The organism is Kitasatospora sp. NPDC047058 (genome assembly GCF_040643935.1).
Lineage (GTDB): Bacteria > Actinomycetota > Actinomycetes > Streptomycetales > Streptomycetaceae > Kitasatospora.
Genome location: NZ_JBEYVJ010000357.1, coordinates 1 through 6,859 on the forward strand (window position 1 = coordinate 1; position 6,859 = coordinate 6,859).

Below are 6,859 nucleotides of genomic sequence, written 5' to 3' on the forward strand. Positions count from 1 at the left end.
GGAGGAACGTTCCTCCAGGGCCGCCGCAGCGGCGCCGGGACGAGGCCGCTCCGGCGCCGGACGCACCTGACGACCCGCCCGGGCATATTCCCGGACCCGGTCTGACCAGTCCGACAACACTCCCGGTTGCGAGGTCCGTCGTACCCTTGGTGGGTGACCGACGCCGTAGCAGCCATCCCAGAAGAAGCAGCCCCGGTCCCGCTCCTCGAACCGAAGGAGGGGATCCCGCCAGTGGTGGCGGACGAGCGGGCGCTGGCCGCCGTCGTCGCCGCCTTCGCCGCGGGTTCCGGACCGGTCGCCGTCGACGCCGAGCGGGCCTCCGGCTACCGCTACGGCCAGCGGGCGTACCTCATCCAGCTGCGCCGCGCGGGCGCCGGTACCGCGCTGATCGACCCCATCGCCTGCCCCGACCTGAGTGCGCTGGGTGCCGCCCTGGCGGACACCGAGTGGGTCGTGCACGCCGCCACCCAGGACCTGCCCTGCCTGGCCGAGGTCGGGATGCGGCCGCAGCGGCTCTTCGACACCGAGCTGGCCGGGCGGATCGCCGGCTTCGCCCGGGTCGGCCTCGGACCGATGACCGAGAGCGTGCTCGGCCTGAGCCTGGCCAAGGAGCACTCGGCGGTCGACTGGTCCACCCGCCCGCTGCCCGAGCCGTGGCTTCGCTACGCCGCTCTGGACGTCGAGGTGCTGGTCGAGCTGCGCGACGCACTCGAACAGGAGCTGGACGCCCAGGGCAAGCTCGACTGGGCGCTGGAGGAGTTCGCCGCGATCGCCTCGGCACCCCGCCCGGCGCCGCGCACCGACCCCTGGCGCCGCACCTCGCAGCTGCACAAGGTCCGCCGGCGCCGCCAGCTGGCCGTGGTGCGCGAGCTCTGGCTGGCCCGCGACCGGATGGCCCAGGAGCGGGACGTCTCCCCGGGCCGGGTGCTCTCGGACGCCGCGATCGTCAACGCCGCGCTGGCCATGCCGCTCAACGTCGCCGCGCTCCAGACCGTCCAGGGCTTCGGGCCGCGGGTGCACCGCCGGCAGCTGGAGCAGTGGCTGGCCGCCGTGCAGCGCGGCCGGGAGGTCCCGGAGAACCAGCTGCCGCCGGCCTCCGCGCCGCACGACGGCCCGCCGCCGCCGCGCGCCTGGGCCGAGAAGGACCCGGTCGCGGCCGCCCGGCTGTCCGGGGCGCGGGCCGCGGTGAGCGAACTCGCCGAGACCCACAACCTGCCGGCCGAGAACCTGATCACCCCGGACCTGGTCCGCCGGGTGTCCTGGGAGCCGCCGGCCGACGCGAGCGCCGAGAACGTGGCCGCCGCGCTGCGCCGGCTCGGCGCCCGGTCGTGGCAGGTCGCCCTGGTCGCGCCGGTGGTCGCCGCCGCCTTCGCCAAGGCGGTCACCGAGCAGACCGGCTGAACGACCGACCGGCTGACCGGCTGACCGGCCGGACACGCACGACCGAAGGGGACGCTGCCGAAGGGCGGCGTCCCCTTCGGCGTCCCTCCGCCGTCCCCGCGCACGGCCCGCGCACCCCGCCGCCCACCCTGCCGCCCACCTGCGGACCGGCCACCGCCCGCCCGCGGCCCACCTGTACGGGGGACGTGGCGCGGGACACACGAGGAGATGCCCCCGTCGGGCCTGGGCAGGTTGGTTACCGACGGGTAGCATGGCGGTGAAGCGGCGCCGCTCACGTCCATTCCGTGACGGACGGCGGCAGCCTGCCCACCTCAACCTGTTGGTCCCTGGGAGGAGAGCCCCCGTGCCTCGTACCGCGAGGGACGTCGTCTTCGTCGATGGCGTCCGCACCCCGTTCGGCAAGGCCGGCCCGAAGGGCATCTACCACGAGACGCGCGCCGACGACCTCGTCGTCAAGTGCATCCGGGAGCTCGTGCGCCGTAACCCGAACCTGCCCGTCGAGCGGATCGACGAGGTCGCCGTCGCGGCCACCACGCAGATCGGCGACCAGGGTCTGACCATCGGCCGCACCGCGGCCCTGCTGGCCGGCCTGCCGAAGTCCGTCCCCGGCTACGCCATCGACCGCATGTGCGCCGGCGCCCTGACCGCCGTGACCACCACCGCCGGCGGCATCGCCTTCGGCGCGTACGACGTGGTCGTGGCCGGCGGCGTCGAGCACATGGGCCGCCACCCGATGGGCGAGGGCGTCGACCCGAACCCGCGCTTCGTTTCCGAGAAGCTCGTCGACGAGTCCGCCCTGTTCATGGGCATGACCGCGGAGAACCTGCACGACCGGTTCCCGCACATCACCAAGGAGCGCTGCGACGCCTACGCCGTGCGCTCCCAGGAGAAGGCCGCCAAGGCGTACGCCAACGGCGACATCCAGCCCGACCTGGTGCCGATCTCGATCCGCAACACCAACCCCGAGGTCGGCGAGACCGGCTGGGGCCTGGCCACCGTGGACGAGCCGCTGCGCCCGGGCACCACGATGGAGTCGCTGGCCAACCTGAAGACCCCGTTCCGCCCGCACGGCAACATCACCGCGGGCAACTCGGCCGGTCTGAACGACGGTGCCACCGCCTCGCTGCTGGCCGCCGAGGACGTCGCCGAGGAGCTCGGCCTCCCGGTCAAGATGCGCCTGGTCTCGTACGCCTTCGCCGGCGTCGAGCCCGAGGTCATGGGCATCGGCCCGGTGCCGGCCACCGAGAAGGCCCTGGCCAAGGCCGGTCTGACCATCGACGACATCCAGGCCTTCGAGGTCAACGAGGCCTTCGCCGTCCAGGTGCTGGCCTTCCTGGACCACTACGGCATCGCGGACGACGACGAGCGGGTCAACCCGTTCGGCGGCGCGATCGCCTTCGGCCACCCGCTGGCCTCCTCCGGCGTGCGCCTGATGAACCAGCTGGCCCGCCGCTTCGAGCAGCGCCCGGACGTCCGCTACGGCCTCACCACGATGTGCATCGGCTTCGGCATGGGCGGCACCATCATCTGGGAGAACCCGCACTTCGAGGGTGGTAAGTGAGCATGAGCACCACGACTGAGCTGCTGACCCGCGGCGCCGAGCTCTTCCCCGGCGAGGTCGTCACCACGGCCCACGTCCGCCACCTGGACCTGCCGCTGCAGGCCGGCAAGCTGGCCCTGATCACCCTGGACAACGGCTTCGACCACACCAAGCCGACCACCTTCGGCCCCGGCTCGCTGCTGAAGCTGTCCGAGGCGCTGGACCAGGTCGAGGCCGAGGCCGCCGAGGGCAAGATCGTCGCTGCCGCGATCACCGGCAAGCCGTTCATCTTCGCGGTCGGTGCCGACCTCAAGGGCGTCGAGCTGCTCCAGGAGCACGCGGACGCGCTGGCCATCGGCAAGGGCGGCCACGAGGTCTTCAAGCGGATCGCCGCGCTGTCCGTCCCGACCTTCGCGTTCTACAACGGCGCGGCGATGGGCGGCGGCGTCGAGGTCGGCCTGCACTGCGACTACCGCACGGTGTCGGCGGGCGTCCCGGCGTTCTCGCTGCCCGAGGTCTTCCTGGGCCTCGTCCCCGGCTGGGGCGGCTGCAGCATCCTGCCGAACCTGATCGGTCCGGCGAAGGCCGTCAAGGTCATCATCGAGAACTCGATGGCGCAGAACAAGCAGCTCAAGGGCAAGGAGGTGTTCGAGCTCGGCATCGCGGACGCGATCTTCGAGCCGGCCGACTTCCTGGAGCAGTCGCTGATCTGGGCGGCCAAGGTCGTCAAGGGCGACGTGGTCGTCGAGCGCGAGGAGATCGACCGCGGCAAGGCCTGGGACGACGCCGTCGCCTGGGGCCGTCTGGTCGCCGACGGCAAGGTGCACGGGGCCGCCCCGGCCGCCTACCGCGCGCTGGACATCATCGCCCAGGTCAAGGACCAGGACCTGCAGGCGGGCTTCGACGCCGAGGACGCGGCGCTGGCCGACCTCATCATGGGCGGCGAGCTGCGCAGCGGCATCTACGCCTTCAATCTGGTGCAGCGCCGTGCCAAGCGGCCGTTCGGTGCGCCGGACAAGTCGCTGGCCCGCCCGGTCAGCAAGGTCGGCGTCGTCGGCGCCGGCCTGATGGCCTCCCAGCTGGCGCTGCTGTTCGCCCGCCGGCTGGAGGTGCCGGTGGTCCTCACCGACATCGACCAGGAGCGCATCGACAAGGGCGTCGGCTACGTCCACGCCGAGATCGACAAGCTGCTCGCCAAGGGCCGGATCGGCAACGACAAGGCCAACCGCCTCAAGGGCCTGGTCACCGGCTCGCTGGACAAGGCGGCCGGCTTCGCGGACGCGGACTTCGTGATCGAGGCCGTGTTCGAGGAGATGGGCGTCAAGCAGACCGTCTTCGCCGACCTGGAGAACGTGGTCTCGCCGACCTGTGTGCTGGCGACCAACACCTCCTCGCTGTCGGTCACCGAGATGGCCTCGAAGCTGAAGCACCCCGAGCGGGTCGTCGGCTTCCACTTCTTCAACCCGGTCGCGATCCTGCCGCTGCTGGAGATCGTCCGCGGCGAGCAGACCGACGACGCCTCGCTGGCCACCGCCTTCGGCGTCTCGAAGAAGCTGAAGAAGACCGCGGTGCTCTGCAAGGACGCCCCGGCGTTCGTGGTGAACCGGATCCTGACCCGCTTCATGGGCGAGATCCAGAGCATCATCGACGAGGGCACCCCGATCGCCACGGTCGAGAAGGGCGTCGAGCCGCTCGGCCTGCCGATGTCCCCGATCGTGCTGCTGGAGCTGGTCGGCCCGGCCATCGCCCTGCACGTCTCGGAGACCCTGCACGGCGCCTTCCCGGAGCGGTTCGCCGTCTCCGAGAACCTCGGCAAGGTGGTCAAGGCCGGCAAGCGCGGCTTCTACACCTGGGTGGACGGCAAGCAGGTCCTCGACCCCGAGGTGCTGGAGCTGCTCTCCTTCGGCGACACCGTGCTCACCGAGGAGCAGGTCCTCGACCGCGCCCTGGTGGCCGTCGCGCAGGAGATCGGCCTGATGCTGGAGGAGGGTGTCGTCGGCGAGGCCCAGGACATCGACCTCTGCATGATCACCGGCGCCGGCTGGCCCTTCCACCTGGGCGGGATCACCCCGTACCTGGACCGTGAGGGCGTCTCGGAGCGGGTGAACGGCAAGCGGTTCCTCGCCCCGGGTGTGGCCTCGGTGCCCGCCTAACAGCGACGCGGAGAGCCCCGGTGACCTGGAGGTCACCGGGGCTCTTCCGTGTTCCCGGGGGGCCGCACAGGGCTCCCGGGGGGACGGGGTCCGTGGCGGGGCGCCGGGCTCCGTGGCGGGGCCGGGTTCCCGCGGCCGGGCCGGGGCGGGTCAGCGCTTGAGGCGGTAGACCACGGTGTCGGCGAAGACGCCCACCATCTCGTAGTGGGTGTCGAGCAGGTTCTCGATCCGCGGGATCTGGGTCGGCTGGTAGGGCGCCAGGCCGGAGTCGTCCACGACCACCTCGGGGAGGCCGTTGTCGACCAGCTCCTTGTCGAAGGTCCGCCACGCGTTGCTGACGCTGAACTGCTCGCCGACGTTGGGGCTGCCGTCCTTGCCGCCGCTGTAGTTGGTCAGGAAGCCGGCCGTCAGGTAGCGGGTGGCCGGCTTGCGGTCGGCCAGCCAGTACAGCTCCGGGTGCATGCCCCAGACCAGCACGGTGTCCTTCGGCGTGGTCTGCGCGGCGACGGCGGTGGCCACTTCGGTGGTCTGGTTCAGCCGCTCGCCGGGCCAGGCCAGGGCCAGCCCCCAGAACGCCGTGGCGGCGACCGTGGAGTACACCAGGACGGGCTTCCAGCGGACCGCCGAGGTGGCGACCGCGCCGGTGCCCAGCAGCACCAGCGGGGGCATCAGCTGCAGGTAGTAGTGGCCGAAGAAGTGGAAGCCCACGCTGACCGCGATCACCGAGGAGAGCAGCCAGACCCAGAGGTCGGTGGTGGAGCCGTGCTCCTCCCCGGCGACCGGCAGCGGGCGGTGGCGGTGCTTCAACCAGAGCCGGCGGCCGACCGGCAGCAGGAAGCCCAGGCCGGCCGCGGCCAGGATCGCCGAGTTGCCGAGCGCCCGGCCGGTCATCTGCAGCCAGGCGCCGCCGAACGTGGCGTAGTCGCCGCTGCCGGTGACCACCCAGAACAGGAAGCCCTTCGGCTTGGTGAGGATCACCGCCACCAGCGCTATCGGCAGCGTGAAGCCGAAGCCGATCTTGAACAGGGCGGGCGGCCAGCGGACCCCGCGCCGCCGGGCGTCCTGGAAGAGCATCCAGAGCACCGGCAGCAGCACCGCGCCGCCGGTCTGCTTGGTCAGCGAGCAGAGCGCCACCGCGATGCCGGCGGCCAGCCAGCGGCGCCGCTCGGCGTACCGGAAGGCCGCCACCATGGCGGGCAGCATGAACACCTCGAAGGTGGCCGCCTGGGTGTCCTCCGGGGAGAGCCCGATGGAGACCAGCAGGTAGAGCAGGCCCGCCCCGGCACCCGCCCGGTTGCCCCAGCGGCCGCGGGCGATGGACGCCAGCAGGATCGCGGTGACCAGGTGGGCGCCGACGGCCAGGGTGCGCAGCGGCCAGAGCGAGGCGGAGCCGAAGACCGCGAAGCAGGCCTGGTAGAGCCAGGGCAGCAGCGGCGGCTTGCGGTCGACCACGGTGTCGTAGAGCACGCCCCCGTCGGCCAGCATCCGGGCCTGGGTGGCGAGGAATCCCTCGTCGGGGCTCCAGACCGGCCGGATGAAGGAGGGGATGTGGGTGACCAGCGCGACCAGGGCCAGCACCGGCACCAGCCTCGTCCAGTACCCCGTCGTCAGCTGGGTACGGACGCGTTCGGGCAGGCGCTCGGCGAGCCCGGCGAGGCGGGGGCGGGTGGGGGTCGGCACGGATGACAACCTACCGGGCGGGACCGGCGCGGGACGAGTAGCCGCGCAGGGCGGCGGCAGTGAGGGCCGGCCGGTCCGGGGGCGA

At 72.4% G+C, this 6,859-nt stretch carries 4 protein-coding genes; 3 read left to right on the forward strand and 1 reads right to left on the reverse strand.

Annotated elements, in window-relative coordinates; translation table 11 throughout:
• Positions 1 to 153 precede the first annotated feature (153 nt).
• The 3 genes from ABZ885_RS32660 (at position 154) to ABZ885_RS32670 (ending at position 5,094) form a co-directional block, all read left to right on the forward strand.
• A complete protein-coding gene (locus ABZ885_RS32660) occupies positions 154 to 1,401 on the forward strand; it encodes a ribonuclease D (RefSeq protein WP_360196716.1) in 1,248 nt (415 codons plus the stop codon).
• Between the two features lie 343 nt (positions 1,402 to 1,744).
• A complete protein-coding gene (locus ABZ885_RS32665; RefSeq protein ID WP_360196719.1) occupies positions 1,745 to 2,962 on the forward strand; it encodes an acetyl-CoA C-acyltransferase in 1,218 nt (405 codons plus the stop codon).
• 2 nt (positions 2,963 to 2,964) lie between these two features.
• Positions 2,965 to 5,094: a 3-hydroxyacyl-CoA dehydrogenase NAD-binding domain-containing protein gene (locus ABZ885_RS32670; RefSeq protein WP_360196722.1), complete on the forward strand. Its 2,130-nt coding sequence runs from the start codon at positions 2,965 to 2,967 to the stop codon at positions 5,092 to 5,094.
• A gap of 150 nt (positions 5,095 to 5,244) precedes the next feature.
• Here ABZ885_RS32670 and ABZ885_RS32675 read toward each other — a convergent pair whose 3' ends face one another.
• Positions 5,245 to 6,774 (reverse strand): glycosyltransferase family 39 protein, encoded by a 1,530-nt coding sequence (locus ABZ885_RS32675; RefSeq protein ID WP_360196725.1) that lies wholly within the window; start codon positions 6,772 to 6,774, stop codon positions 5,245 to 5,247.
• Between the last annotated feature and the right edge of the window lie 85 nt (positions 6,775 to 6,859).

Bases quoted from the DNA above. Each gene is read 5' to 3' on its own strand.
- ABZ885_RS32670 (WP_360196722.1), top strand. From the start codon at position 2,965: ATGAGCACCACGACTGAGCTGCTGACCCGCGGCGCCGAGCTCTTCCCC.